Source organism: Streptomyces sp. W1SF4 (assembly GCF_003950035.1).
Lineage (GTDB): Bacteria > Actinomycetota > Actinomycetes > Streptomycetales > Streptomycetaceae > Streptomyces > Streptomyces racemochromogenes.
Map to the genome: position 1 here is coordinate 1901836 of NZ_CP034350.1, position 22830 is coordinate 1924665.

Annotated in this window: 23 protein-coding genes; 8 read left to right on the forward strand and 15 right to left on the reverse strand. The window is 72.1% G+C overall.

Features of this window, described 5'->3' with window-relative positions; translation table 11 throughout:
* Positions 1-3: 3 nt before the first annotated feature.
* Positions 4-1260 carry an MFS transporter gene (locus D1J60_RS08935; protein WP_125820741.1) on the reverse strand — a complete coding sequence of 419 codons (1257 nt, stop codon included), beginning with the start codon at positions 1258-1260 and terminating at the stop codon, positions 4-6.
* 105 nt (positions 1261-1365) lie between these two features.
* On the opposite strand from D1J60_RS08935, the gene D1J60_RS08940 reads away from it, so the two are divergent.
* On the forward strand, positions 1366-2241 hold the full coding sequence (locus D1J60_RS08940; RefSeq protein WP_125820742.1) for a winged helix-turn-helix transcriptional regulator: 876 nt from the start codon (positions 1366-1368) through the stop codon (positions 2239-2241).
* 254 nt (positions 2242-2495) lie between these two features.
* Here the strand turns inward: D1J60_RS08940 and D1J60_RS08945 are convergent, their stop codons facing one another.
* Together D1J60_RS08945 and D1J60_RS08950 are read right to left on the reverse strand one after the other, a co-directional pair.
* A complete protein-coding gene (locus D1J60_RS08945; protein ID WP_125820743.1) occupies positions 2496-3032 on the reverse strand; it encodes a TetR family transcriptional regulator in 537 nt (178 codons plus the stop codon).
* On the reverse strand, positions 3032-3355 hold the full coding sequence (locus D1J60_RS08950; protein WP_125820744.1) for a multidrug efflux SMR transporter: 324 nt from the start codon (positions 3353-3355) through the stop codon (positions 3032-3034). The genes D1J60_RS08945 and D1J60_RS08950 overlap by 1 nt, the downstream gene beginning before the upstream one ends.
* 113 nt (positions 3356-3468) lie before the next feature.
* Here D1J60_RS08950 and D1J60_RS08955 point away from each other — a divergent pair, with 113 nt between their 5' ends.
* Positions 3469-4302 carry a hypothetical protein gene (locus D1J60_RS08955; protein WP_125820745.1) on the forward strand — a complete coding sequence of 278 codons (834 nt, stop codon included), beginning with the start codon at positions 3469-3471 and terminating at the stop codon, positions 4300-4302.
* An 11-nt stretch (positions 4303-4313) separates the two neighbouring features.
* On the opposite strand, the gene D1J60_RS08960 is transcribed toward D1J60_RS08955, so the two are convergent.
* The 9 genes from D1J60_RS08960 to D1J60_RS09000 form a co-directional block, all read right to left on the reverse strand.
* Positions 4314-5621: a hypothetical protein gene (locus tag D1J60_RS08960; RefSeq protein ID WP_241253543.1), complete on the reverse strand. Its 1308-nt coding sequence runs from the start codon at positions 5619-5621 to the stop codon at positions 4314-4316.
* A gap of 230 nt (positions 5622-5851) precedes the next feature.
* On the reverse strand, positions 5852-6196 hold the full coding sequence (locus tag D1J60_RS08965; RefSeq protein WP_007263433.1) for a metal-sulfur cluster assembly factor: 345 nt from the start codon (positions 6194-6196) through the stop codon (positions 5852-5854).
* On the reverse strand, positions 6193-6654 hold the full coding sequence (gene sufU, locus D1J60_RS08970; RefSeq protein WP_125594331.1) for a Fe-S cluster assembly sulfur transfer protein SufU: 462 nt from the start codon (positions 6652-6654) through the stop codon (positions 6193-6195). Before sufU ends, D1J60_RS08965 begins: the two co-directional genes overlap by 4 nt.
* A 22-nt stretch (positions 6655-6676) precedes the next feature.
* Complete coding sequence (locus D1J60_RS08975; protein ID WP_125594330.1) at positions 6677-7933, reverse strand: cysteine desulfurase; 1257 nt, start codon at positions 7931-7933, stop codon at positions 6677-6679.
* On the reverse strand, positions 7930-8694 hold the full coding sequence (sufC, locus tag D1J60_RS08980; RefSeq protein ID WP_125820747.1) for a Fe-S cluster assembly ATPase SufC: 765 nt from the start codon (positions 8692-8694) through the stop codon (positions 7930-7932). The genes D1J60_RS08975 and sufC overlap by 4 nt, the downstream gene beginning before the upstream one ends.
* Positions 8695-8701: 7 nt before the next feature.
* Positions 8702-9019 (reverse strand): bifunctional 3-phenylpropionate/cinnamic acid dioxygenase ferredoxin subunit, encoded by a 318-nt coding sequence (locus tag D1J60_RS08985; RefSeq protein WP_042820167.1) that lies wholly within the window; start codon positions 9017-9019, stop codon positions 8702-8704.
* Positions 9019-10197: a Fe-S cluster assembly protein SufD gene (gene sufD / locus D1J60_RS08990; protein ID WP_125820748.1), complete on the reverse strand. Its 1179-nt coding sequence runs from the start codon at positions 10195-10197 to the stop codon at positions 9019-9021. The genes D1J60_RS08985 and sufD overlap by 1 nt, the downstream gene beginning before the upstream one ends.
* Positions 10198-10277: 80 nt before the next feature.
* Positions 10278-11693 (reverse strand): Fe-S cluster assembly protein SufB, encoded by a 1416-nt coding sequence (sufB, locus tag D1J60_RS08995; RefSeq protein WP_125594328.1) that lies wholly within the window; start codon positions 11691-11693, stop codon positions 10278-10280.
* Positions 11690-12427, reverse strand: coding sequence for an ArsR family transcriptional regulator (locus tag D1J60_RS09000; RefSeq protein WP_125594327.1), 738 nt, complete (start codon positions 12425-12427; stop codon positions 11690-11692). Before D1J60_RS09000 ends, sufB begins: the two co-directional genes overlap by 4 nt.
* Positions 12428-12688: 261 nt before the next feature.
* Here D1J60_RS09000 and D1J60_RS09005 point away from each other — a divergent pair, with 261 nt between their 5' ends.
* From D1J60_RS09005 to D1J60_RS09020, 4 genes are all read left to right on the forward strand, one after another.
* The gene (locus D1J60_RS09005; protein WP_125820749.1) at positions 12689-13615 is read left to right on the forward strand and encodes an ABC transporter ATP-binding protein; all 927 of its coding nucleotides are present in this window, start codon (positions 12689-12691) and stop codon (positions 13613-13615) included.
* The gene (locus D1J60_RS09010; protein ID WP_125594325.1) at positions 13612-14379 is read left to right on the forward strand and encodes an ABC transporter permease; all 768 of its coding nucleotides are present in this window, start codon (positions 13612-13614) and stop codon (positions 14377-14379) included. Before D1J60_RS09005 ends, D1J60_RS09010 begins: the two co-directional genes overlap by 4 nt.
* Before the next feature lie 111 nt (positions 14380-14490).
* Complete coding sequence (locus tag D1J60_RS09015; RefSeq protein ID WP_125820750.1) at positions 14491-15627, forward strand: hypothetical protein; 1137 nt, start codon at positions 14491-14493, stop codon at positions 15625-15627.
* 4 nt (positions 15628-15631) lie between these two features.
* The gene (locus D1J60_RS09020; RefSeq protein WP_185899168.1) at positions 15632-16621 is read left to right on the forward strand and encodes a COX15/CtaA family protein; all 990 of its coding nucleotides are present in this window, start codon (positions 15632-15634) and stop codon (positions 16619-16621) included.
* 111 nt (positions 16622-16732) lie between these two features.
* Here D1J60_RS09020 and D1J60_RS09025 read toward each other — a convergent pair whose 3' ends face one another.
* The 3 genes from D1J60_RS09025 to D1J60_RS09035 all read right to left on the reverse strand — a co-directional run bounded on the left by D1J60_RS09025 (position 16733) and on the right by D1J60_RS09035 (position 19268).
* Positions 16733-17827 carry an amidohydrolase gene (locus D1J60_RS09025; protein ID WP_125820751.1) on the reverse strand — a complete coding sequence of 365 codons (1095 nt, stop codon included), beginning with the start codon at positions 17825-17827 and terminating at the stop codon, positions 16733-16735.
* Between the two features lie 106 nt (positions 17828-17933).
* On the reverse strand, positions 17934-18302 hold the full coding sequence (locus tag D1J60_RS09030) for a hypothetical protein (RefSeq protein WP_125820752.1): 369 nt from the start codon (positions 18300-18302) through the stop codon (positions 17934-17936).
* 24 nt (positions 18303-18326) lie between these two features.
* On the reverse strand, positions 18327-19268 hold the full coding sequence (locus D1J60_RS09035) for a heme o synthase (protein ID WP_125820753.1): 942 nt from the start codon (positions 19266-19268) through the stop codon (positions 18327-18329).
* Between the two features lie 320 nt (positions 19269-19588).
* Between D1J60_RS09035 and tkt the strand changes: the two genes are divergently transcribed.
* Both tkt and tal read left to right on the forward strand, forming a co-directional pair.
* On the forward strand, positions 19589-21673 hold the full coding sequence (tkt, locus tag D1J60_RS09040) for a transketolase (RefSeq protein ID WP_125594320.1): 2085 nt from the start codon (positions 19589-19591) through the stop codon (positions 21671-21673).
* A gap of 36 nt (positions 21674-21709) precedes the next feature.
* On the forward strand, positions 21710-22828 hold the full coding sequence (gene tal / locus D1J60_RS09045; protein WP_125820754.1) for a transaldolase: 1119 nt from the start codon (positions 21710-21712) through the stop codon (positions 22826-22828).
* Positions 22829-22830: the final 2 nt, after the last annotated feature.

The window sequence follows — 22830 nt, forward strand, 5'->3', positions numbered from 1 at the left end:
AACCTAACCGGCGACGGGCCGCGGTCGCGAACCGGTCTCATGTGCCGGGCGCGCGGCGTGTCGCTGCGCGCGCCGCCGGGCGGCGCGCGCCTCGGTGCGGTGCCGGGCCAGGACGACCGCGCCGGCGCCCGCCGCCAGGGCGGCGCACAGCGGCCACAGGAGGCCGGGGGCGGCCGCGTACACGGCCCCGCCGGCGGGCGGGGCGAGGACGGTCCCGCTGACCGAGACCCCGGCGTACAGGCTCTGGAAGCGGCCGACGGCGTGCTCGGGCGCCTGGTCGGCGACGTAGGCGGTGGCGGTGGTCTTGTAGAGGATCTCGCCGAGGCTGAGCAGCACCATCATGGCGACGGCGGTCGCCGCGCCGGCGCCGAGGAGCAGGGCCGCGTACCCGGCGCCGACGAGGACGAGTCCGCTTCCGATGACCGCCAGCGGCGGCCGGTCGCGCAGGGCGACGGCGGCGGGCAGTTCCAGCAGCAGGATGACGGCTCCGTTGAGGGCGACGATCAGCCCGAAGGCCCGTACGTCGAGGCCGTGGTCGGCGAGGTAGACGGGGAAGAGGGAGTACTGCTGGCGGTAGACCACGTCCACGACCAGGACCGCGCCGAGCAGCACCGGCACCGCGGGGCGCGCCCGCAGCTCCGCCCACACGCCGCCGCGGCCCTGACCCCCGTCCGGGGCCGCGGCGGGTGTGCGGGCGGCGCCGCGCGCCGGGACGACGCGGGCGGTCCAGGCGGCGAAGAAGAGGGTGCCGAGGCCGTCTGCGAGGAAGAGCCAGTCGTACGAGAGCCCGGAGGCGAGCAGGGCGCCCAGCGGCGGGCCGAGGGTGAAGCCGCCGTTGGAGACGGCGCGGACGACGGCGAAGGCCTGGCGGCGGGCCCCCTCGGGGACGGTGACGGCGACCAGGGCGGAGTTCGCCGCGCGGATGACGCCCGAGGCGTACTGGGCCACCGTCAGGGCGGCGTACAGCAGCGGGGTGGGCAGCGCGGGGAAGGCCATCAGGGCGAGCCCGCCGAGGGCGGAGGCGGCGAGCAGCACCCGGCGGTGGCCGAAGCGGTCGCCGTACCAGCCGCCCGTGAAGTTGCCGGCGACGAGCCCGATGCCGCCGATGCCGGTGGCCAGGCCCGCCTGGGCGGCGCCGAGGCCGCGGGGGCCGGTCAGGTAGAGGAAGACGAAGACGAAGGTGAAGCTGACGACGGCGTTGACGAAGACCCCCGCGGCCAGCAGCCACACGACCCTCGGTACGTCCTTGAACCCCTGCAAGCCCCGCAGCACACCCGTGTCCCCCGTATCGGTCCGTAGTGAGTTCCTTTTGGGAACGGACTATGTCAGCATGACAGCCTTGGGTCAACGGACAAAGGAGTTCCCATGGCCCAGCGCACGCACCTCGGTGACGCGGACTGCTCCATCGCCCAGGCCCTCGACGTCGTGGGCGACTGGTGGACGCTGCTGATCGTGCGGGACACGGCGCGCGGCCTGTACCGCTTCGAGGAGCTCCAGCGCGAGCTGAGAGTGTCCCGGAAGGTGCTCGCCGAGCGGCTGAAGCTGCTGGTCGAGGCCGGGGTGCTGACGCGCGAGCCGTACCAGGAGCGCCCGGTGCGGCACGAGTACCGGCTGACCCCGCGCGGGCGGGGGCTGCTGCCGGTCCTGGTGGCCCTCCAGGACTGGGGAGACACCTGGGTCCTGGGAGAGGGAGAGATGACGGCGACGACCGAGGAGTCCTCGAAGGAGGCCGTACGGGTCCACGCGCTGCGCGGCACCCGGCTGCCGGAGCTGCTGCTGCCGGACCGTTTCGGCGAGCTCCGCGACCCCGTGGCGGACACCCCGTTCACCGTCCTGTACTGCTTCCCCGGCGGGTACGCCCGGGCCGAGTCCTACCCGCCCGGGTGGGCCGGGATCCCCGGCGCGAAGGGCTGCACGCTCGAATCGTGCACGTTCCGCGACCAGTTGGCGGAGTTCACCGCCGCCGGCGCCACCGTGCACGGCGTCTCCACCCAGCGGCCGGACGAACAGCGGGAGTTCGCCGAGCAGGAGCGGCTGCGCTTCCCGCTGCTGTCGGACGCCGGGCTGGACCTGGTGACGGCGCTGCGGCTGCCGACGTTCCGCGCGGCGGGGGTGAGCCGGATCAAGCGGCTGACGCTGGTCGTGGACCGGGAGCGGGTGGTGCGGGAGGTCTTCTACCCGGTGACCGACATCGAGGCCGGCGTCACGGCGGCACTGGCGGCCGTGCGCTCCGCGGGCTAGCCGGACCCCTCGGGCTGCGGGGGCCCGCCGCTGCGCGGGGCTAGGTCCCCCACCCGCCCTTCGCCCGTTCCCCGGGGCTGCGCCCCGGACCCGCCCCCAGACCCCCGCGCCTCAAACGCCGGCGGGGCTGGAATTTGCCGGCCGTCGGCGGCAGCTTCAGCCCCGTCGGCGACTGAGGCGAGAACGGTTGACGGGCGGGGAGGGGCGAGCCCCGCGCAGCGGCACCGTGCCCGGTCCGGGCGCCCAGGCGCGGGCTACGCGGGGCGCAGGACGCGGGTCAGGATCTCGCGGGCCGGGCCCTCCTCGTACGGGGTACCCGTCAGGAGGACCTGGAGGCTGATGCCGTCCATCACCGCCACCAGGGCCCGCGCCGTGAGCGGATCGGTGTGCTCCGCCAGGGCGTCGGCCACGGACTCGCACCACCGCGCCGCGACCGGCCGCAGCGCCGGCCGCCGCAGGGCGGCCAGGTAGAGCTCGTACTCCAGCTCCACCCGCCCCCGGTCGGCCTCCAGGGCCTCCCCCAGCAGCCGCGCCAGCGCACCGGCGAGGTCCTCGCCCTCGCGGAGCACCAGCGCGGGCGCGTACGCCTCGCTCGCCTGCCGCAGGGCGGCGACCAGCAGGTCGTCCAGGGTCTTGAAGTGGTACGTCGTCGAGCCCAGCGGCACGTCCGCCTCCGCCGCCGCGCTGCGGTGGCTGAGCCCCGCGATCCCCTTGGCCCCCACCACCCGGATCGCGGCGTCGATGATCCGCTGCCTGCGGTCGGGGTCGTAGCGGCGCGCCCCGGCGGCCATCAGTGGGCCGCCCCGCCCAGGTTCAGCAGCACCACGCCGCCGATGACCAGCGCGATCCCGGCGATCTTCGCGGCGGTGGCGGTCTCGCCCAGGAACACCATCCCTATCGCGGCGATGGCGGCGGTGCCGACCCCGGCCCAGATCGCGTACGCCGTGCCCACCGACATCGACTTCAGCGTCTGGGCGAGGAGGGTGAAGGCGATGACGTAGCCCACCAGGGTGCCCAGCGAGGGCCACAGCCGGGTGAAGCCGTCGCTGTACTTCATGGCGGTGGTCCCCGCGACCTCCGCGGCTATGGCCATGGCGAGCAGTACGTAGGGCATGTGTACGATAGTACACATCGATCGGCCGATGCGTACAGATGTACACACGCACGGACGGTCACAGTCGCGCCCGACGGAGCTACGGTGGCCCCCTCAGGGGACGGGGGCCGCTCATGGCGCAGCATTGGACCCACGCGGGCGGCGGCTGGCTGCCCCCTCGACGGCCCCGGCCCGGCGTGGTGCCGCTACGGCCCCTGGGGCCCGGGGAGATCCTCGGCGGCGCGGCCGCCACCCTGCGCCGGTACGGGGGAACCCTGTGCGGCGCGCTGCTCCTCGGCCAGCTCGCGGGGGCCCTGGTGGTCGCCGCGGCGGCCGGGGCGGCCACCCTGGCCTCCCTCAGCCGCAGCTCCGGGAGCCGGGTCTTCGTCTGGACCCTGTTCCCGGCGGCGGCCCTGTTCCTGCTGTTCACCTGCGCCCTGGCCACAGCCCTGATCGCGGTGCTGCTGCGCCCGGCGGTGCTCGGCCGTGCCGTGACCGTACCGGGACTGCTGCGGGCCGCGCTGACCCGGACCCCGGCCGTCCTCGGGGCGCAGCTGCTGGCGCTGTGCGCCGCGACGGCCCCGGTCGTGGGGGCCGGCGCCGCCGGGCTGCCGGTGCTCGCGCTGCTGCCGCTGCTGCCGGTGGCCCTCTGGCTCGGGGTGCTGTTCGCGCTGGCGCCCACCGCCGCCGGGTACGAGGGGCTGCGACCGGTGGCGGCGCTGCGGCGTTCGGCGCGCCTGGTGCGGGGCGCGTGGTGGCGGACCCTCGGGGTGACGGCTCCGGCGGTGGCGTTCACCTGCGCGGCCGGGTACGCGTTGCAGGCCTGGTTCGGCCCGGCGGGGGCGCTGTCGGCGCTGGTGCTGCTGCCGGCCTTCCCGCAGCTGCCCGCCGGGCTGCTCTACGTGGACCGGCTGATCCGCCGCGAGCACCTCGCCGAGGCGCTCGCGACGGACGCGGCGGACACGTAGCCGTTCGGCCTTCAGCCGAGGGTGAACCAGGCCGCGCGGGACTTCTTCCACTCCGGGTGCGTGAGGTCCTTGGCCTCGATGCCGTCGCCGTACAGGTCGGCGGAGCCGCTGTCGGTGAGGAGCTGGACCCGGGCGCCGGGGGCGTTCAGGTCCGGCACCTCCACGATGGCCTCCCAGCCGCCGGGGTCGGTGGTGGGCAGGTCGGCGCGCTTGACGGGGGCGTGGCCGGGGACGCCGTCCCACTGGTAGAGGGCGTACGGGTCGGAATTGTCGTCCGCCGCCCAGGAGCCCGCCAGGATCAGGTACTGGTTCGCGGCGTTCTTCCTGACGTCCCGCACCGACAGTCCGCCGAGGTCGAGCTCGACGCCCGCGCCGAAGACGGCCTTGGCGCCGCTCGACAGCACCTGGTCGAAGTTGGTGACCGGCACCAGCAGGGCCTTGCCACCCGGCACGGCCGGGGCGAGCGGGGCGCGGAAGCCGAGGTAGGCGGTGGTGGTGGAACCGGGCGCGAACTCCAGGCCCTCCACGTTGAACCCGTCGATCTGCTTCGGCGCCTCCCCGGCCGCGGTGCCGGCCGCGAAGCCGTACCGGTTGCCGTTCGCGGTGTCCCAGGCGACGAGGTCCTCGCGGAGCTTCTTGTACGAGCGCCCGTACGCGAGCTGCGTGCCCGGTCCGGAGCCGTTGACGGTGGTGGTGAACACCGTGTTGCGGGGCGCCTTGTACTCGCCGTCCTTGTTGTTGCCGAGGGAGCCCGTCCAGTAGATGGTGTCCCCGATCCGGGTGGCGCCCTCGATGTCCACCTCCTTGGTGACGCCCAGCTGGGAGCTGAAGTCCCAGGTGCGCACGGGGGCGGCGGAGCGGGAACGGTCGTACAGGCGCAGCACGTTGTTCTCGTCGTCGGCGACGACGGTGTAGCCGCCGCCGACGTCCACGGCGGCCGAGGAGTCGCCGGCGCCGCTGAAGTAGCGGGCGTCGGCCGGGTTCTGGACGGGGGCGGACGCGGCGTAGGAGAGGGTCTTGGTGGCGGTCTTGCCGCCGAGCCCGGTGACCTTGATCGTCAGGGTGGTGTAGCCGCGGGCGTGCGCGGTGACGGCCAGCTGCCGTACGGCCCCGCTGCCGGTGACGGTGACGTCCCCGGTGCCGGCGACGGAGGCCCTGCTGGAGGCCGAGGCGCTGACGGTCAGCGCGGAGGCGTCGGCGCCGCTCTGTCCGACGGTGACGCCGACGCTCTGGTCGCCGACCCCGTTCACGGAGCCGGACAGGTACCCGGCGGACAGCGAGATGGTCGGGGTCCCGTAGGTGACCGCGTGCGCGGGCATGACCGTCGCGGCGACGATCAGTGCGGCGGTGCCCGCGGTACCGGCGATGCCGAGCTGCTTCTTCAAGGTGGCGTCCTCTCCCTCACGGCGTCACGCTGTGACGGCCGTCGAGAAGGTTCGGCCACCGTGGCCAACTCCCGGTGCACGTCACGCGTCGGCCCGGAGAACCCCGGAGAACGGGGAGGGCCCCCGGCACGACCGTGCCGGGGGCCCTCACGCCGGGGCGCCGCTCAGACGTTGAAGCCGAGCGCGCGCAGCTGCTCACGGCCGTCGTCCGTGATCTTGTCCGGGCCCCACGGGGGCATCCAGACCCAGTTGATGCGGAGTTCGTTGACGATGCCCTCGGTCGCCGACTTCGCCTGGTCCTCGATGACGTCCGTCAGCGGGCAGGCCGCCGAGGTGAGCGTCATGTCGAGGGTGGCGATGTTCGCGTCGTCGATGTGGATGCCGTAGATCAGGCCCAGGTTGACGACGTCGATGCCCAGCTCGGGGTCGACCACGTCGTAGAGGGCCTCGCGGACCTCCTCCTCGGTGGCCGGCTTGATCGACGCCTCGGGCGTCGCGTTCTCGGTCATGCCGTCTTCCTCTCCGCGTCGCCCAGCACCTGGGCGGTCGCGTCCTTCCACGCCATCCAGCTCAGCAGAGCACACTTCACGCGCGCGGGGTACTTGGAGACGCCGACGAACGCGACCGCGTCCTCCAGCACCTCTTCCATCTCCTCGTCCGGTTCCAGCTTGCCCTTGGACTGCATCAGCTCCAGGAACACGCCCTGGATCTTCTGCGCCTCGGCCAGCTCCTTGCCGACGAGCAGCTCGTTGAGCACGGACGCGCTGGCCTGGCTGATGGAGCAGCCCTGGCCCTCGTAGGAGACGTCGGTGAGCGTCTGCCCGTCGTACTTCACGCGGAGCGTGATCTCGTCGCCGCACGTCGGGTTGACGTGGTGCACCTCGGCGTCGCCGTCGCGCAGGCCGCGCCCGTGCGGGTGCTTGTAGTGGTCCAGGATGAGTTCCTGGTACATCGAATCCAGCTTCACAGCCTCGTCCTCGCCGCCTTCGTCAGCCGAAGAAGTTCCGTACGTGCTCCAGCCCGTCGATCAGCGCGTCGACCTCGGCGGGAGAGGAGTACAGGTAGAAAGACGCTCGCGTGGTCGCGGGAATTCCGTACCGGAGGCACACGGGGCGTGCGCAGTGGTGTCCCACGCGGACCGCGATGCCCTGCTCGTCCAGTACCTGGCCCACGTCGTGCGGATGGATGTCGCCGAGCGTGAAGGAGATCGCCGCGCCGCGGTCCTCGGCCGTGGTGGGGCCGATGATCCGCAGGTCGGGCACCTCCAGGAGGCGCTTGACCGCGTACTCGGTGATCGCGTGCTCGTGCGCCGCGATGTTCTCCATGCCGATCGAGGTCAGGTAGTCCACGGCCGCGCCGAGGCCGACGGCCTGGGCGATCGGGGGCGTGCCGGCCTCGAACTTGTGGGGCGCCGGGGCGTACGTGGAGGAGTGCATCGAGACGGTCTCGATCATCTCGCCGCCGCCGAGGAACGGGGGCAGGTCCTCCAGGAGCTCCTGGCGGCCCCACAGGACGCCGATGCCGGTCGGGCCGCACATCTTGTGGCCGGTGAAGGCCACGAAGTCGGCGCCGAGGGCCTGGACGTCCAGCGGCATGTGCGGAGCGGCCTGCGAGGCGTCGATCAGCACCAGCGCGCCGACCTCCTGCGCGCGGCGGACGATCGCCTCGACCGGGTTGACGGTGCCCAGGATGTTGGAGACCAGCGTGAAGGAGACGATCTTCGTCTTCTCCGTGATGACCTCTTCGATGGTGGACAGGTCGAGCCGGCCGTCGTCGGTGAGGCCGAACCACTTCAGCTTCGCGCCGGTGCGCTGCGAGAGCAGCTGCCACGGGACGATGTTGGAGTGGTGCTCCATCTCCGTGATGGCGATCTCGGTGTCACGGTCGACCCGGTAGGGCTCGTCGGCCCAGCCGAGCATGTTCGCGACGAGGTTGAGCGACTCCGAGGCGTTCTTGGTGAAGATGACCTCGTCGCGGCTCGGCGCGTTGATGAAGGCGGCGACCTTGTCGCGGGCGCCCTCGTACAGTGCCGTGGCCTCCTCGGCCAGCACGTGCACGCCGCGGTGGACGTTGGCGTTGTGCCGCTCGTAGTAGGCGTTCAGCGCGTCGAGCACCTGGCGCGGCTTCTGCGAGGTCGCCGCGTTGTCCAGGTAAACGATCTTCTTCCCGTCGTGGACCACACGATCCAGCAGGGGGAAGTCCTTGCGGATCGCCTCGATGTCGAGGAGGCCAGGCAGCTGTGTCACGCGGTCGCGCCACCCTTCACGTACTTGTCGTAGCCCTCGTTCTCCAGCTGGTCGGCGAGCTCGGCGCCGCCGGACTCGGCGATGCGGCCGTTCGCGAACACGTGCACGAAGTCGGGCTTGATGTAGCGCAGGATGCGCGTGTAGTGGGTGATCAGCAGGGTGCCGACCTCACCGCCCTCGCGGACGCGGTTGACGCCCTCGGAGACGATGCGCAGGGCGTCGACGTCCAGGCCGGAGTCCGTCTCGTCGAGGATCGCGATCTTCGGCTTGAGGAGCTCCAGCTGGAGGATCTCGTGGCGCTTCTTCTCACCGCCGGAGAAGCCCTCGTTGACGTTGCGCTCGGCGAAGGCCGGGTCCATCTGGAGCTGCTCCATCGCGGACTTGACCTCCTTCACCCAGGTGCGCAGCTTGGGGGCCTCGCCGCGGATGGCGGTGGCGGAGGTGCGCAGGAAGTTGGAGACCGAGACGCCGGGGACCTCGACCGGGTACTGCATGGCGAGGAAGACGCCGGCGCGGGCGCGCTCGTCGACGGACATCTCCAGGACGTCCTCACCGTCGAGGGTCACGGTGCCACCGGTGATGGTGTACTTCGGGTGACCGGCGAGGGAGTACGCCAGGGTGGACTTGCCGGAGCCGTTGGGGCCCATGATGGCGTGCGTCTCACCCTGCTTGACCGTCAGGTCGACACCCTTGAGGATCTCGCGGGCGCCGTTCTCGGCCTCGACGGAGACGTGCAGGTCGTGGATTTCAAGCGTTGCCATGGGTACCTCAGGACTCCTGGGTGAGGGAGACGAGCACGTCGTCCCCTTCGATCTTGACGGGGTAAACGGGGACGGGGCGCGTCGCGGGCAGACCGGAGGGCTTGCCGGTGCGCAGGTCGAAGGCCGACCCGTGCAGCCAGCACTCGATCATGCAGTCCTCGACCTCACCCTCCGAGAGCGAGACGTTCGCGTGCGAGCAGATGTCGTTGATCGCGAAAACCTCCCCCTCGGTGGAGACGATGGACACCGGCGTGCCGTCGAGTTCCACCCGCTTGGGGGTGTTCTCCTCCAGCTCGCTCAGCGCACAGGCCTTGACGTACGTCATCAGACGGCCGCCGCCAGCTCGGCCTCGATCTTGGTGATGAGGCGCTCCTCGATGTCCGCGACACCGATCTGCTGGACGAGCTCGGCGAAGAAGCCGCGGACGACCAGGCGGCGGGCCTCGTGGGCCGGGATGCCGCGGGCCTGGAGGTAGAAGAGCTGCTCGTCGTCGAAGCGGCCGGTCGCGGAGGCGTGGCCGGCGCCGACGATCTCGCCGGTCTCGATCTCGAGGTTCGGCACCGAGTCGACGCGCGCGCCGTCCGTGAGGACGAGGTTGCGGTTCATCTCGTAGGTGTCGGTGCCCTCGGCGGTCTTCTCGATGAGCACGTCACCGATCCAGACGGCGTGGGCGTCCTGGCCCTGGAGCGCGCCCTTGTAGACCACGTTGGACTTGCAGTGCGGGGCGTCGTGGGTGACCAGGAGGCGGTGCTCCTGGTGCTGGCCCGCGTCCGTGAAGTACACGCCGAGCATCTCGGCCTCGCCGCCGGGGCCCGCGTAGCTGACGCGCGGGTGCAGACGGACCAGGTCGCCGCCGAAGGTCACGACGACGGACTTGAAGACGGCGTCGCGGCCGACGAGGGCGTTGTGCTGCGAGGTGTGGACCGCGGTGTCGTCCCAGTCCTGGACGGACACGAAGGTCACCTTGGCGCCGTCGCCGACGAGGATGTCGACGTTGGCGGCGCGGACGCCGTCGCCGGTGTGGTCGATCACGATGATCGCCTCGGCGAAGGGCTTGATGTCGAAGACGGTGTGCCCGAAGGTCGTGCCGCCCTCACCGTGGAGCGCGACCCGGATGGGCTCGGCGAGCACGGTCTCCTTGGGCACGGTGACGACCGTGGCCTTGGCGAACGAGGAGAAGGCCTGCGCGGCAACGCGGTCGACGGGGGTTCCGGCCTTGCCGATCCGCTCGTCGTCGCGCTCGACGGACTCGACCGTCACGCCCTCGGGGGCGTCGATCTGGGCCTTCATGGTGCCGTTGGCGACCGCGGTTCCGTCGTGCAGGCCCTTGAGGCGGGCCAGCGGGGTGAACCGCCACTCCTCCTCGCGGCCGTTCGGGACGGGGAAGTCGGCCACGTCGAAGGACGGGGGCGCGCTCATCCGGGTGGCGACGGTGGACTCGGCGGCCACCGCGATCGCGCCGGCGGTGGTGGAGCCCGCCGGAATGTTCTGAGCCTCAGCCATGGCTGTCGTCTTGCTCTCTTCCATACGTGTGACGAATGTGCTGCGGGACGGGGGCGGCCGCGGGGGCGGCCGCCGTCGGACTAGCCGACCGAGCCCTCCATCTGCAGCTCGATGAGCCGGTTGAGCTCCAGCGCGTACTCCATCGGCAGCTCCTTCGCGATCGGCTCGACGAAGCCGCGCACGATCATCGCCATGGCCTCGAACTCGGTGAGCCCGCGCTGCATCAGGTAGAAGAGCTGGTCGTCGGAGACCTTGGAGACGGTGGCCTCGTGGCCCATCGTCACGTCGTCCTCGCGGACGTCCACGTAGGGGTAGGTGTCCGAGCGGGAGATGGTGTCGACGAGGAGCGCGTCGCACAGCACGTTGGACTTGGAGCCCGCGGCGCCCTCGCCGATCTCGACCAGACCGCGGTAGGAGGTGCGGCCGCCGCCTCGCGCCACCGACTTGGAGACGATGTTGGAGGAGGTGTTCGGCGCCATGTGGACCATCTTGGAGCCGGCGTCCTGGTGCTGGCCCTCGCCCGCGAAGGCGATGGACAGGGTCTCGCCCTTGGCGTGCTCGCCCATCAGGTAGACGGCCGGGTACTTCATGGTGACCTTGGAACCGATGTTGCCGTCGATCCACTCCATGGTCGCGCCCTCGTACGCCACGGCGCGCTTGGTGACCAGGTTGTAGACGTTGTTCGACCAGTTCTGGATGGTCGTGTAGCGGCAGCGGCCGCCCTTCTTCACGATGATCTCGACCACGGCGCTGTGCAGCGAGTCCGAGGAGTAGACCGGGGCGGTGCAGCCCTCGACGTAGTGGACGTAGGCGTCCTCGTCGACGATGATCAGCGTCCGCTCGAACTGGCCCATGTTCTCCGTGTTGATGCGGAAGTAGGCCTGGAGCGGGATGTCCACGTGGACACCCTTGGGGACGTAGATGAAGGAGCCGCCCGACCACACGGCGGTGTTCAGCGACGCGAACTTGTTGTCGCCGACCGGGATGACCGTGCCGAAGTACTCCTGGAAGAGCTCCGGGTGCTCCTTGAGCGCGGTGTCCGTGTCGAGGAAGATGACGCCCTGCTCCTCCAGGTCCTCGCGGATCTGGTGGTAGACGACCTCGGACTCGTACTGGGCCGCGACACCGGCGACGAGGCGCTGCTTCTCCGCCTCCGGGATGCCGAGCTTGTCGTACGTGTTCTTGATGTCCTCGGGCAGGTCCTCCCAGGAAGCGGCCTGCTTCTCGGTGGAGCGCACGAAGTACTTGATGTTGTCGAAGTCGATGCCGGAGAGGTCGGAGCCCCACATCGGCATGGGCTTCTTGCCGAACAGCTTGAGGCCCTTGAGGCGGAGGTTCAGCATCCACTCCGGCTCGGACTTCTTCGCCGAGATGTCGCGGACGACGTCCTCGGACAGACCCCGCTTGGCGGCGGCGCCGGCCGCGTCGGAGTCGGCCCAGCCGTACTCGTAGTTGCCCAGACCCTCGAGCTCAGGGTGAGCAGTCTCCGTGGTCATGCGGGGTTCCTCCCGGCCGTACTTGCAGATGCTGATGTGTCGGTCTGTGTCGCGCTTCGCGGGATGAACGTGGTGCACACCCCGTCGCCGTGGGCGATCGTGGCGAGGCGCTGCACATGCGTCCCGAGCAGGCGGGAGAAGACCTCGGTCTCCGCCTCGCAGAGCTGCGGGAACTGCTCGGCGACGTGTGCGACCGGGCAGTGGTGCTGACAGAGCTGTTCACCGCTGTGCGGACCGGGAGCGCTCTTCGCCGTAGCAGCGTACCCGTCCGCGGTCAACGCCTTGGCCAGGGCCTCGGTACGGGCCCCGGGGGCTGCCGCCTCCACGGCTTCCCGGTAGCTCCGCGCCTGCGTCTCCATCCGCGCCCTCGCGAAGGCGGCGACGGCCGCCTCGCCCTTGTCGCCGCCGCCGACGGACTGCGCGATCCAGCGCAGGGCGTCCGCGGCGAGGGTGTCGTAGGACTGGTCGAAGGCGTCCCGGCCGCAGTCGGTCAGCGCGAAGACCTTGGCGGGCCGGCCCCGGGTGCGCGCGCCGTACACGCGCTGCTCACGGGGTGCGACCACGTCGTCGGCGACGAGCGTGTCGAGGTGGCGGCGGACGGCGGCCTGGGTGAGGCCGAGGCGCTGCGCGAGGTCGGCGACGGTGGAGGGGCCGTGGTCCAGGATGGACCGCGCGACCCGGTTGCGGGTTGACCGCTCCCCGGTCGCGAGCTCCCCCTGGGGGGCCTCGCTCATCCGTTCGCCGTTTTTCACAACGCCATTGTTGCGTAATTAGGGGAGCCCCGACAAGCCGTGACGGACGCCACGCCCGGTGGCGTCCATCACTAAGGGTTACCTTATTTATCTACGGAGAGTTAATCGGAGGATGGAATTCCGCTTTCATTCCCGCCCGGAGGAGCCGCGTCCGCCGACCGGTGTTCGAATCGATTCCGCCTTTCCGGCCCGGTCCACCCCGGGGCGGAGGCCCTCTTCCCCGCCTCCGTAGACTCAGTCACCATGAGCAACGACCCCGCCGTGGAAATCCGCGGACTGGTGAAGCGGTACGGCCCCAAAACGGCGGTGGACGGCCTCGACCTCACCGTCCCGCGCGGCTCCGTCACCGCCGTCCTCGGCCCCAACGGCGCGGGCAAGACCACCACGGTGGAGACCTGCGAGGGCTACCACCGCCCCGACGCCGGCACCGTCCGCGTCCTCGGCCTCGAGCCGGTCGCCCAGGCCGAACGGCTGCGCCCGCGCATCGGCGTGATGCTCCAGTCGGGTGGCGTCTACTCCGGCGCCCGCGCGGTGGAGATGCTGCGCCACATGGCGAAGCTGTACGCCGACCCCCTCGACGTCGACACCCTCGTGGAACGCCTCGGCCTCGGCGGCTGCGGCCGCACCGCCTACCGACGGCTCTCCGGCGGCCAGCAGCAGCGGCTCGCCCTCGCCATGGCCGTCGTCGGCCGGCCCGAGCTGGTCTTCCTGGACGAGCCCACCGCCGGCCTCGACCCCCAGGCCCGCCGCGCGACCTGGGACCTCGTACGCGAACTGCGCGCCGACGGCGTCACCGTCGTCCTCACCACCCACCACATGGACGAGGCCGAGCAGCTCTGCGACGAGGTCGCCATCGTGGACGCGGGCAAGGTCATCGCGCACGGCAGCCCCGAGCAGCTGTGCCGCGGCGGCGCCGAGAACACCCTGCGCTTCACCGGCCGCCCCTCCCTCGACCTCCCCTCCCTGCTCAAGGCCCTGCCCGACGGCACCCAGGCCGCCGAGCTCACCCCCGGCGCCTACCGGGTCACCGGCGACGTGGACCCGCAGCTGCTGGCCACCGTCGCCTCCTGGTGCGCCCAGCACGGGGTCATGCCCGACAGCCTCTCCGTGGAGCGGCACACCCTCGAAGACGTCTTCCTGGAGCTGACCGGTAAGGAGCTGCGCGCATGAGCGCCGGTACGTTCTCCCCCCGGCCGGGGGCCGCGCCGGTGTCGCGGATGATCTGGGCGCAGACCGCGCTGGAGACCCGGATGCTGCTGCGCAACGGGGAGCAGCTGCTGCTGACCGTGATCATCCCGGCGCTGCTGCTGACCCTCTTCTCCGCCGTCGACATCGTCGACACGGGAGAGGGGAAGCGCGTCGACTTCCTGGCGCCGGGCGTCCTCGCGCTCGCCGTGATGTCCACCGCCTTCACCGGCCAGGCCATCGCCACCGGCTTCGACCGCCGCTACGGGGTGCTCAAGCGGCTCGGGGCCTCCCCGCTGCCGCGCCGGGCGCTGATGACCGCCAAGACCCTGTCGGTGCTGGTCACCGAGGTGCTCCAGGTGGCCCTGCTGACGGTGATCGCCCTCGCGCTGGGCTGGTCCCCGCACGGGAACCCGCTGTCGGTCGCGGTGCTGCTGCTGCTCGGCACGGCCGCGTTCTCCGGGCTCGGCCTGCTGATGGCGGGGACCCTCAAGGCCGAGGTGACCCTCGCCGCGGCCAACCTGGTGTTCCTGCTGCTGCTGGTCGGCGGCGGGGTGATCGTGCCGCTGGAGAAGTTCCCCGAGGCGGTGCGGTCCGTGCTCGGCCTGCTGCCGGTCTCGGCACTGTCCGACGGGCTGCGCGCGGTGCTCCGCGACGGGGCCGCGCTGCCCTGGGGCGACGCGGCCGTACTCGGCGTCTGGGCGGTCCTCGGGCTCGGCGCCGCCGCGAAGTGGTTCCGGTGGGAGTGATCCGGTCCGGCGGGTCCGGCCCGCTCCACCGGGAGTGAATCGGCGTCCCGGATCGTTGGCCCGGCGGGAGGATGACCAGCCTCCGCACATCGCAACGCCGGGGGGCACGGCATGGAGCAGCGGGAGGCCGCGCTGCGGCTGGACGGACAGTGGGCGCGGATCCGGTCGGGGGACGAGCCGGCCGGGCCCGCCGAGAGCGAGCGGCTGCTGCGGGAGCTGATCGGCGCGCTGCGCGGGCCCGCGCGGACCGACCCCGAGTGCGCCGCCCGGCTCGGGCTGCGCCTGGGCGACCTCGCGGCACGCCGGTTCGGGGGCGGCGACCGGGCCGGGGCGCTGGCCGCCGTCGAGGAGGGGCTCGGGTACGCGCGGCGGGCCGCGCCGCACGCGCCGGAGTTCGCCCGCTGGTACGCCCGGGGGCTGATCAACCAGGGGGTCTGGCTGGCGTGGCCGCTGAGCGACGGGGCCCGCCTGCCCCGGCACCCGCTGGGCGCGGGCGGCGAGAGCGGCCCGGGGGCGATGGAACGGGCGGCCGGCGAGCGCGCCCGTGACGTGACGCGGGCCGCCGTGGAGGTCTGGGCCGGGCTGGACCAGGAGGACCCGGTCAACCGGCGGGGTCTCGCGCAGGCCAAGGTGTTCCTCGCGGACCGGCTGGCGGAGCTGGGCTCCGCGACGCAGGCGGTCGCCTGGGCGGTGGACGCCGAGGCCGGGTTCCGCCGGCTGCTGCTCGCGGACCCCGGGCCCGAGGCGGCGCAGGAGGCCGGGGAGGCCCTGGACCACATCGGCCGCCAGCTGGAGCTGCGGCTGCGCTTCCTGGGCTTCGACGCGCTGGCGGGGCTCCGGGCCGACGGGCTGCTGCCGGAGCGGCTGCTGCCGCAGGCGGTGGTGGCGGCCCGGATCCAGGGCGTGCCCGAGGCGGTGATCGGGGGCCGGCTGGGGCTGGACGCCGAGCAGGTGGCCACGATGCTGGAGGTGACCCCGTGGCTCGCGGTGTGGCGGGTCGAGGTGCGGGGCGCCGACGGGCTGTGGACCGTACAGCCGGAGCCCTGGCAGGGCTCGGCGCAGGTGCGGGGGCTGACCGCCGAGGAGGTGGGGGCCGACCTGGTGCGGGGGTTCGCCGCCTCGCCGCTGCACCCCGGCGAGGGCGGCCTGTGGCGGGTGCTGGTGTGGTGGCACGAGGAGGGGGATCCGGCGGGGGCCCGGTTCCGCTTGGTCCTCGGGCCCGACGCTCCCGCCGGTACCCCCTCGTGAAACTTTGCACAAGGCGCCGCATACGATAGGCGCCGTGTTGAACCCATTCGCATACATCGCCGACCGCTGGACGCCGTCACCCCGGACCGTCCGGCGGGCCGCGTCCGCCGCGCTCCTGATGAGCGTGGCCATCATCGTCACCGGCGGCGCGGTGCGGCTGACCGGATCCGGTCTCGGCTGCGACACCTGGCCCAAGTGCACCGACGACAGCCTCGTCGTCACCCAGGCCCAGGGCTTCCACGGAGCCATCGAGTTCGGCAACCGGATGCTGACGTACGTGCTGTGCGCGGCCGTCGGCTGGTTCATCCTCGCGGCGCGCGCGGCCACGCCGTGGCGGCACTCGCTGACCAGGCTCGGCTGGACCCAGTTCGCCCTGGTGATGGGCAACGCGGTCCTCGGCGGCATCACGGTGCTGACCGGGCTCAACCCGTACAGCGTCGCCGGGCACTTCCTGCTGGCCACCACCCTGATCGCGGTCACCACCGTCTCCTGGCAGCGCACCCGCGAGGGCGACGGCGCCCCCCGGCCGCGGGTCCCCGGGCCCGTGCGCAAGCTGTCGTGGGCGCTGGTCGCCACCACCCTGGTACTGATCGCGGCGGGCACGGTCGTCACCGGTTCCGGTCCGCACGCGGGCGACAAGAGCGAGATCAAGCGCATGCCGTTCGACTGGGCGGTCACCGCCCACGTGCACGCCATCGCCGCCTGGCTGGTCTGCGCGCTCGCCGTCGCGATGTGGCTGGTGCTGCGCGTGGTCGACGCCCCCGCCGACACCCGGGCGCGCGCCCGCGACCTGCTGGTCGTGCTGCTCGCCCAGGGTGCGATCGGCTACGTCCAGTTCTTCACGAAGCTGCCCGAGGTGCTGGTCGCCGCGCACATGCTGGGCTCCTGCCTGGTGTGGATCTCGGTGCTGCGCCTGGCCCTGGGCCTGCGCGAGCGCTCCGCCGGCCCGGTGGAGGCCCCCGCGCGGGACGAGGAGCAGCTCTCGGCGGTCTGAACGCCGCCGGTCCGACGCCGGTCTGACGCCGCCGGTCCGCGCCGCCCGGTCCGCCCCGCCCGGTCCGCCCCGCCCGGTCCGGCAGGACACGGCCGGCGGCGCACGACGCCGTCAGCCGCGCTCGTCGAGCCGGTAGACGCGCCGGGCGTTGCCGGCCGCGAGCATCCCGGCGACGCGCTGCGCGTCCTGCCAGGACCAGGCGCCCTCGGCGACCCAGCCCCCCAGGACCCGGCCCAGCGCCTCGCGGAACACCAGGGCGCCGACCGCGTGCAGCTCGGGCAGGTCCCGCCCGCCGCTGGAGTAGAGCAGCTTGCCGAAGGGCGCGGCCTCCAGCAGCTCCCCCAGTACGGCGGCGGCCCGCGCCCCCGTGCGTGCGAGGGCCGGGCCGAGGTCGGCGTGGACGTGCGGGTGCTCCGCCGCCAGGCGGGCCGTCTGCCGGTGGTACGGGTACCCGGCGGCCAGCACCAGCCGCGCGCCCAGGCCCGCCGTGGACCGGGCGAAGCCGCCCAGCGGCCGCGGGTCGGCCCCGCCGGTGTGCAGCTGGAGCGGCAGTCCCGAGGCCACCGCGCTCCACACGAGGTGCCGCAGGAGCACGGGGTCCCGCAGTTCCCCTCCCCTGGTGCGCCCGGCCAGCCACCGTCCGGCCGCCGCCCGGACCTCGCCGGGGCCGGGCGGTCCCGGGGCGCCGGCCAGGGCGGCGGCGCAGCCCGTACGGGCCCCGCAGGCGAAGCCGACGGCTCCGGCGGCGGCGTGGTGGACGGCCGCGGCGAGGTTGGCGAGGAAGGCGGCGACGGTCCCGGAGGTGTCGGCGGCCTGCTCGGCCAGTAACTCCAGCCGGGCCAGCTCGAAGGCCTGCGCGTCCCCGGCGAGGGCCAGCTCCTTGGGTCCGGTGAGGTCCCCGGGGGCTCCCGTGTCGACGAGGTACGCGCCCGTCCCCGAGCCCCGCAGCAGCCGTCTGGTGCTCTCCGCCGCGCCGAGCTCGCGCCGCCGGGCCAGGTACCGGGCGGGCGGGCAGTGCGGCTCCAGGCCGAGCAGGGGCGGGCACCAGCGGCGCACGGCGAAGCCGGTCTGGGTGTCGAAGAAGGTCGTGCCCGGCGCGGGCGGGCCGGCCGAGCGGATCAGCTGGGCCTCGAAGGTGGCGATGCCCAGCTCCGTGCGGAGCACCCCGCGGCAGCGCTGGTCGACCAGGGGCGGCGTTTCGATCATCCGGTCATCCCGTTGCGGACGTGGGGAAGGGGCTTCCGCACGTCCTAACGGGTGAGCGGGGTGTGAAGTATTGCCCGCTCTGTTGACCGACCGCGGTGTTCGAGGATCAGGCGGCCGGGTTGGCGGGGCCGCCGATCTGGATTCCGGCCATCCGGGTCCACTCGTACGGGCCGGTCTTCACCCGGGCGGCGAACTCCCCGTCGAACTCCTCGTGGAGCGTCAGCCCGGCCTGTTCGGCGGCGAGCCGGGCCACGGCGTACGTCGGGGCCACCAGGTCGCCCCAGCCGCCGTCGGCGCCCACCAGGACGATCCGGGTCCCGGCCTGGCCGATGTACGCGAGCTGGCCCTCGGCGCCGCCGTGCTGCTTGGCGAACGCGCCGATCTGCCGGGCCAGCTTCGCGGCCGTGCGGCTGTGCTTCTTGTCCGCGGGCGCTGCGGCCCCGGAGGTGTCTGCGGTGTCTGCGGTCTCTGCCATGGACGGCATGCTACCGGCGAGTAATCAGCGGAGGAAGGGATCCACGGCCACGGCGACGAAGAGGAGCGACACATAGGTGATCGACCAGTGGAACAGCCGCATCTCCTTGAGCTTCGCGCCCGTCACCCCGGCCTTGGCCCGGGCGCTCAGCGCGTGCGCCTCCCACAGCCACCAGCCGCCGGCCAGCAGCGCGACCGAGGTGTAGAACCAGCCCGTGTACCCCAGCGGGGTCAGCAGCAGCGAGACCGCCACCATCACCCAGCTGTAGAGGACGATCTGACGCGCCACGGCCTTGTTGCCCGCCACCACCGGCAGCATCGGCACGCCGACCCGCGCGTAGTCGTCCTTGACCTTCATGGACAGCGGCCAGTAGTGCGGCGGCGTCCAGAAGAAGATGACCAGGAAGAGGATGACGGCGGCCCAGGAGACCTCGTTCTTCACCGCCGACCAGCCGATGAGCACCGGCATGCAGCCGGCGATCCCGCCCCAGACGATGTTCTGCGCGGTGCGCCGCTTCAGCAGCATCGTGTAGACGACGACGTAGAAGAGGAGCGCGCCGAGCGCGAGGGCGGCCGACAGCCAGTTGACCAGCAGCCCGAAGAACAGCGTCGAGACGACGCCGAGCGAGATGCCGAACACCAGGCACTCGGCCGGGCTCACCATGCCGGTCACCAGCGGGCGCTGGGACGTGCGGTCCATCAGCGCGTCGATGTCGCGGTCGATGTACATGTTCAGCGCGTTGGCGCCGCCCGCGGACAGGTAACCGCCGAAGCAGGTGGCGAGCACCAGCCACAGCGACGGCACGCCCTGCTCCGCGAGGAACATCACCGGCACTGTGGTGATCAGCAGAAGTTCGATGATCCGCGGCTTGGTCAAAGCCACGAAAGCCATGACCCGGGCCCCGAACGGCCGGTGACCGGGGCTCGTCCCGAGCACCCCCGCTGGACGGGATTCGACGGCCGTCACGCACACCCCTGAGAGAGAATCCAGCAAGCTTCCGAAGCGATGCCTCCAGCAAATGAAGGCTCGGTAAAGGCTTGCGCGTACCACGCCACTGTAGACGTAGCTCTTACCTCGCCCCGCGCGGGGGTCGCCTCGTGTTGAGCCGATCGGACCGCCGGCAAGATCACCGGGGGCGGATCCCAGGTGAACGGCGGACAGCGGGACCGCGACGCACTGCGTGCACTCGAATAGCCGCACGCCCTGGCGGGGGTAGGCTCGGAATCGCGCCGGTGTCACCGTTCGTCACCGGCAAAACAACATGTGGAGAGGAGCCCTGACCAACGGTGAGCACCAAGCCGACCACCCCAGAGCTCGAGTGGACCGAACTGGACCAGCGGGCCGTCGACACCGCCCGCATCCTGGCCGCCGACGCGGTCCAGAAGGTCGGGAACGGACACCCCGGTACGGCGATGAGCCTGGCCCCCGCCGCGTACACGCTTTTCCAGAAGGTCATGCGGCACGACCCCTCGGACCCCCAGTGGGTCGGGCGTGACCGTTTCGTGCTCTCCGCGGGGCACTCGTCCCTGACGCTCTACACCCAGCTCTACCTCGGGGGGTTCGGCCTGGAGCTGGACGACCTCAAGGCCTTCCGCACCTGGGGCTCCAAGACCCCCGGCCACCCGGAGTACGGCCACACGGCCGCCGTGGAGACCACCACCGGCCCGCTGGGCCAGGGCGTCGCCAACGCGGTGGGCATGGCCATGGCCGCCCGCTACGAGCGCGGCCTGTTCGACCCCGAGGCCGCCGAGGGCACGTCCCCGTTCGACCACATGGTCTACGCGATCGCGGGCGACGGCTGCCTCCAGGAGGGCATCTCCCACGAGGCGTCCGCGCTGGCCGGCCACCAGAAGCTCGGCAACCTGGTGCTGCTGTGGGACGACAACCACATCTCCATCGAGGGTGACACGGAGACGGCCGTCTCCGAGGACACCCTCAAGCGCTACGAGGCGTACGGCTGGCACGTCCAGCGCGTCGAGCAGCAGGAGAACGGCGACCTCGACCCGAAGGCCCTGTTCGCCGCCCTCCAGGCCGCCAAGGCCGAGACCGGCCGCCCGTCCTTCATCGCGGCCCGCTCGATCATCGCCTGGCCCGCGCCGCACGCCCAGAACACCGAGGCCGCCCACGGCTCGGCCCTCGGCGACGACGAGGTCGCCGCGACCAAGCGCGTGCTCGGCTTCGACCCGGAGCAGACCTTCGAGGTCTCCGACGAGGTCCTCGGCCACACCCGCGGCCTGGTCGACCGGGGCCGTGACGCCCGCGCCGCCTGGGAGAAGGACTTCTCCGCCTGGCGCACCGCCAACCCCGAGCGCGCCGCCGCCTTCGACCGCATCGAGGCCAACGAGCTGCCGGAGGGCTGGGAGGACAAGCTCCCCGTCTTCGAGACCGGCAAGGGCGTCGCCACCCGCGCGGCCTCCGGCAAGGTCCTCGAAGCCCTCGGCGCGGTCATCCCGGAGCTGTGGGGCGGCTCGGCCGACCTGGCCGGTTCCAACAACACCACCATCGACAAGAACTCCTCGTTCCTGCCGGTGGGCAACCCGCTGCCGGAGGCCGACCCCTACGGCCGCACCATCCACTACGGCATCCGCGAGCACGCGATGGCCGCCGTGATGAACGGCATCACCCTGCACGGCCACACCCGCATCTACGGCGGCACCTTCCTGGTGTTCTCCGACTACATGCGCAACGCCGTCCGCCTGTCCGCGCTGATGCACCTGCCGGTGACGTACGTGTGGACGCACGACTCCATCGGCCTCGGCGAGGACGGCCCGACGCACCAGCCGGTCGAGCACGTCGCCTCGCTGCGCGCCATCCCGGGTCTGAACGTCGTCCGTCCGGCGGACGCGAACGAGACCGCCATCGCCTGGCGCGAGATCCTCAAGCGGCACACCAAGGTGTACGGCAAGGGCGCCCCGCACGGCCTGGCCCTCACCCGCCAGGGCGTTCCCACGTACGAGCGCAACGAGGACGCGGCCAAGGGCGGCTACGTGCTGTTCGAAGCCGAAGGGGGCGACGCCCAGGTCGTCCTCATCGGCACCGGCTCCGAGGTCCAGCTCGCCGTCGCCGCGCGCGAGGCCCTGCAGGCCGAGGGCGTCCCGGCGCGCGTGGTCTCGATGCCCTCCGTCGAGTGGTTCGAGGAGCAGACCCAGGAGTACAAGGACAGCGTCCTGCCGCCGTCGGTGAAGGCGCGAGTCGCGGTCGAGGCCGGCATCGGCCTGACCTGGCACCGTTACGTCGGGGACGCGGGCCGGATCGTCTCGCTGGAGCACTTCGGTGCCTCGGCCGACGGCGCCGTCCTGTTCCGCGAGTTCGGCCTCACCGCCGAAGCCGTGACCGCAGCCGCCAAGGCCTCCATCGCCGCCGCGCGCTGAAGACCGGTACCTGAACCAGTAGGAGATGTAATTCTGATGGCAGACGCACTCAAGCGCCTCTCCGACGAGGGCGTGGCGATCTGGCTGGACGACCTGTCCCGCAAGCGCATCACGTCCGGCAACCTCGCCGAGCTCATCGACCAGCAGCACGTGGTCGGTGTCACCACCAACCCGTCGATCTTCCAGAAGGCGATCAGCAGCGGTGACGGTTACGAGCAGCAGCTCGCCGACCTCGCCGCCCGCAAGGTCACCGTCGACGAGGCCATCCGCATGATCACGACGGCGGATGTCAGGGACGCCGCCGACATCCTGCGTCCGGTCTTCGACTCGACCGACGGCCAGGACGGCCGCGTGTCCATCGAGGTCGACCCGCGCCTGGCGCACGACACCGTGGCGACCGTCGCCGAGGCCAAGCAGCTCGCCTGGCTGGTGGACCGCCCGAACACGCTCATCAAGATCCCGGCGACCGAGGCCGGCCTGCCGGCGATCACCGAGGTCATCGGCCGGGGCATCAGCGTCAACGTCACGCTGATCTTCTCGCTGGAGCGCTACCGCGCGGTCATGGACGCCTACCTGGCGGGCCTGGAGAAGGCGAAGGCCGCCGGCCTGGACCTCTCCAAGATCCACTCGGTCGCCTCCTTCTTCGTGTCCCGCGTGGACACCGAGATCGACAAGCGCCTCGACGCCATCGGCACCGACGAGGCCAAGGCCCTGAAGGGCAAGGCGGCCCTCGCCAACGCCCGTCTGGCCTACCAGGCCTACGAAGAGGTCTTCGGCGGCGAGCGCTGGGCGGCCCTGGACAAGGCGCAGGCGAACAAGCAGCGCCCGCTGTGGGCCTCGACCGGCGTCAAGGACCCGGCGTACAAGGACACCCTGTACGTGGTGGACCTGGTCGCCCCCGGCACCGTCAACACCATGCCCGAGGCCACCCTGGAGGCCACCGCCGACCACGGCGAGGTCTCCGGCGACACCATCCGCGGCACCTACGAGCAGGCGCGCGCCGAGCTGGACGCGGTCGCGAAGCTCGGCATCTCGTACGACGATGTGGTGCAGCTGCTGGAAGACGAAGGCGTCGAGAAGTTCGAGGCGTCCTGGAACGACCTGCTGAAGTCGACCGAGGCGGAGCTGACGCGCCTCGCCCCCGCGGAGGACTGAGT

Excerpts from the sequence above, each read along its gene's own strand:
- D1J60_RS09005 (WP_125820749.1), top strand. The coding sequence starts at position 12,689 with ATGAGCAACGACCCCGCCGTGGAAATCCGCGGACTGGTGAAGCGGTAC.
- D1J60_RS08945 (WP_125820743.1), bottom strand. The coding sequence starts at position 3,032 with ATGGCCGCCGGGGCGCGCCGCTACGACCCCGACCGCAGGCAGCGGATC.
- D1J60_RS08960 (WP_241253543.1), bottom strand. The coding sequence starts at position 5,621 with ATGCCCGCGCACGCGGTCACCTACGGGACCCCGACCATCTCGCTGTCC.
- D1J60_RS08965 (WP_007263433.1), bottom strand. The coding sequence starts at position 6,196 with ATGACCGAGAACGCGACGCCCGAGGCGTCGATCAAGCCGGCCACCGAG.
- D1J60_RS09025 (WP_125820751.1), bottom strand. The coding sequence starts at position 17,827 with ATGATCGAAACGCCGCCCCTGGTCGACCAGCGCTGCCGCGGGGTGCTC.
- D1J60_RS09015 (WP_125820750.1), top strand. The coding sequence starts at position 14,491 with ATGGAGCAGCGGGAGGCCGCGCTGCGGCTGGACGGACAGTGGGCGCGG.
- D1J60_RS09010 (WP_125594325.1), top strand. The coding sequence starts at position 13,612 with ATGAGCGCCGGTACGTTCTCCCCCCGGCCGGGGGCCGCGCCGGTGTCG.
- D1J60_RS09030 (WP_125820752.1), bottom strand. The coding sequence starts at position 18,302 with ATGGCAGAGACCGCAGACACCGCAGACACCTCCGGGGCCGCAGCGCCC.
- sufD (WP_125820748.1), bottom strand. The coding sequence starts at position 10,197 with ATGGCTGAGGCTCAGAACATTCCGGCGGGCTCCACCACCGCCGGCGCG.
- D1J60_RS08955 (WP_125820745.1), top strand. The coding sequence starts at position 3,469 with ATGGCGCAGCATTGGACCCACGCGGGCGGCGGCTGGCTGCCCCCTCGA.
- D1J60_RS08940 (WP_125820742.1), top strand. The coding sequence starts at position 1,366 with ATGGCCCAGCGCACGCACCTCGGTGACGCGGACTGCTCCATCGCCCAG.
- D1J60_RS08985 (WP_042820167.1), bottom strand. The coding sequence starts at position 9,019 with ATGACGTACGTCAAGGCCTGTGCGCTGAGCGAGCTGGAGGAGAACACC.
- sufC (WP_125820747.1), bottom strand. The coding sequence starts at position 8,694 with ATGGCAACGCTTGAAATCCACGACCTGCACGTCTCCGTCGAGGCCGAG.
- D1J60_RS08950 (WP_125820744.1), bottom strand. The coding sequence starts at position 3,355 with ATGCCCTACGTACTGCTCGCCATGGCCATAGCCGCGGAGGTCGCGGGG.
- sufB (WP_125594328.1), bottom strand. The coding sequence starts at position 11,693 with ATGACCACGGAGACTGCTCACCCTGAGCTCGAGGGTCTGGGCAACTAC.
- tal (WP_125820754.1), top strand. The coding sequence starts at position 21,710 with ATGGCAGACGCACTCAAGCGCCTCTCCGACGAGGGCGTGGCGATCTGG.
- D1J60_RS09000 (WP_125594327.1), bottom strand. The coding sequence starts at position 12,427 with ATGAGCGAGGCCCCCCAGGGGGAGCTCGCGACCGGGGAGCGGTCAACC.